This is a genomic window from Helicobacter sp. MIT 14-3879 (assembly GCF_003364125.1).
In genome coordinates this window covers 1-2,450 of sequence record NZ_NXLP01000126.1, presented here as the reverse complement: position 1 = coordinate 2,450, position 2,450 = coordinate 1, and the positions used below count along the sequence as shown (strand labels likewise).

The window sequence follows — 2,450 nt, the reverse complement described above, 5'->3', positions numbered from 1 at the left end:
ATAACGATAATAGATACCAATGGATAACAAGGAATAGATGTTTGATGATACTAATGGATAGATACAAGGGATAGGTAGCTTGATAGATACTAAAAGTATGGATACCAAAAGTAAAGATGTTAGATAGATTAAATAGATACCAACAAATGAGGCTAAGTGCAGAATCTTAAAAGATTCTATTAGAGATACTTCAATGATAAAATATCACTTTATAATAATAGAGATACTTCGGGCTTTGCCCAAAATAATGACAAGTTTGAGGATTCAAAGATACTTCGCTTTGCAAACAAAGCTCAGTATGACAAGATAATACCTTACAGAGAGGACAAAATTGAAAAATCCACTCTTTTCTTTTGCTATTCTTAAGGGATTGAAAATCTCATTATTAGTAAGGAAGCTTTGAATATTTATGATAAAAATACTAAAATTAAAGAGTGGCTAAAGCCTTAAGTAATGACAAGTGTAAATTTAATCTTAGAATCTAAGTCAAGTTTGAGGATTCAGAGGTGTTTTACTTTCACTCAACAAGACAAGGTGGATTCACAAGAATAGGCTAATGGGGATTGTCATTCTGAAGAATTACTCTTTCCTCCTGTCATTACTAAAGCGTAGCGAAAATCCCTAAGATTCTATCATTGAGAGATATTTCGCTAACGCTCAACAAGACAACTGCTCTTGTCATTCTGAACTTTGCAAAGCAAAGTGAAGAATCCATAGAATCTCTTCTGCTAGATTCTAACAAGCTAAAGAATCTTAAAGCTTTAATAAAATTTTCAAATTAGGCTAAGTGTAGAATCTTAAAAGATTCTATTAGAGATACTTTAGCTAACGCTTTTAAGAGTTTTGGTAAAGCTTTAGAATCTTGTAGAGATTCTTTGTCAGATTCTTCGCTTTGCTTTGCAAAGCTCACAATGACAAAGAGGGATATTTTGCTTTCTCGCACAATCCTCAAAGGATTTTGCCCATACTTTCAAAGAGGATAAGGCAATACATTGCAGATAAGACTGTAAATTTAACCTTAGAATCTAAGTATGACAAGAAAAGGAGTCTTTAGTATGACAATTGCTCTTACCTATACTTGCAAAATAGGATAAGGGGGGGGGGTTGTCATTCTGAATCTACTTTAGCAGGTGAAGAATCTCCTAAAGATTCTCATATAAATATTTCGCTAACGCTCAACAAGACAACTGCTCTTGTCATTCTGAAGCTTTAAGCGTAGCAAGGCTGAAGAATCTCTTATTGTAGAATCTTAGATTCTTCGCCTAAAGCCTTTAGTAATGACAAGTTTGAGGATTCAGAGATTCTTCGCTTGTTACAACAAGCTCAGAATGACAAAGAGGGATTCTTCGCTTCGCTTAAGTAATGACAAATGTAAATTTAACCTTAGAGTCTCAGTATGACAAGAAAAGGAGTCTTTAGTATGACAATTGCTCTTATCCATACTCACAAAAAGATAAGGTAGCACTAGCAAATGCAATAAACTTTATAGTTACTAATCAAACCTAAGAATGAAATATTAATTTTTAAGATTCTAACTATATATAATACAAAATAAGAGATAAATCCTAAATTCCTACTGCCTATACAAACACAAATCTTATTATATTATCAAACTAAAATTTTAACATTAAAATTTGCGTATGCTCTTGCAGCAACATTAAATTGCAGGAACATTAAATTGCAGTAACATTAAATCTAGGATTCCACGTCTCATAATCTCTGCTAATTGTTTAATAGATAATAATGTTATGCAAACAAAAATCTTGCTATGCTATTAAGCTTAAGAGGATAGAGAGTAGATTTAAATGCTTTATACAAACAAAAACTTTCTATGCTATTAAACTTAGGGAGATAGAGAAAATAATAGAGAATAGATGTTAAATAGTTTATTCAATAAGAATCTGCTATATTACTAAGCTTAAGAGATATAATAGATACTAAATAGTTTATGTAAATAGAATCTTATCAAGCAAATAATTGATGTTTATAAATATTTTGGGTTTATGAAATAAGAATCTTATTATTACTAATCTTATGCAATGTGATTTTAGCTTTGCTACTAAACATTTTTATAAGGATTGATTAAATCAACAATCTTATCTTTTAGATTCTTCACTTTGCTAAAGCAAAGTTCAGAATGACAGGGATTGTTAGATTCTTCAGCCTTACTACGCTCAAGTTCAAAATGACAATTTACTTTTGTCATTACTTAAGCATAGCGAAGTGTCTCTAATAAAAAATATTCAAGAATTTTTCATCTCATCAGATTCTTTAATCTCCTATCAAAATTAAAGATAGAGAAAAGATGTTGTGAATAGTTTATGTAAAAAATCTTACTATATTATCAAGCTAAAATTTTAACATTAAAATTTGCGTATGATCTTGCAGTAACATTAAATCTAGGATTCCACGTCTCATAATCTCTGCTAATTGTTTAATAGATAATAATG

At 30.3% G+C, this 2,450-nt stretch carries 3 protein-coding genes; 1 reads left to right on the top strand and 2 read right to left on the bottom strand.

Features of this window, described 5'->3' with window-relative positions; all coding sequences use genetic code 11:
* Positions 1 to 635: 635 nt before the first annotated feature.
* A complete protein-coding gene (locus CQA44_RS12815) occupies positions 636 to 782 on the top strand; it encodes a hypothetical protein (protein ID WP_181881908.1) in 147 nt (48 codons plus the stop codon).
* Here CQA44_RS12815 and CQA44_RS12810 read toward each other — a convergent pair.
* Both CQA44_RS12810 and CQA44_RS12805 read right to left on the bottom strand, forming a co-directional pair.
* Positions 779 to 943 carry a hypothetical protein gene (locus CQA44_RS12810; protein ID WP_181881907.1) on the bottom strand — a complete coding sequence of 55 codons (165 nt, stop codon included), beginning with the start codon at positions 941 to 943 and terminating at the stop codon, positions 779 to 781. The genes CQA44_RS12815 and CQA44_RS12810 overlap by 4 nt on opposite strands.
* A 1,116-nt stretch (positions 944 to 2,059) precedes the next feature.
* Positions 2,060 to 2,206 carry a hypothetical protein gene (locus CQA44_RS12805; RefSeq protein WP_181881906.1) on the bottom strand — a complete coding sequence of 49 codons (147 nt, stop codon included), beginning with the start codon at positions 2,204 to 2,206 and terminating at the stop codon, positions 2,060 to 2,062.
* Positions 2,207 to 2,450: the final 244 nt, after the last annotated feature.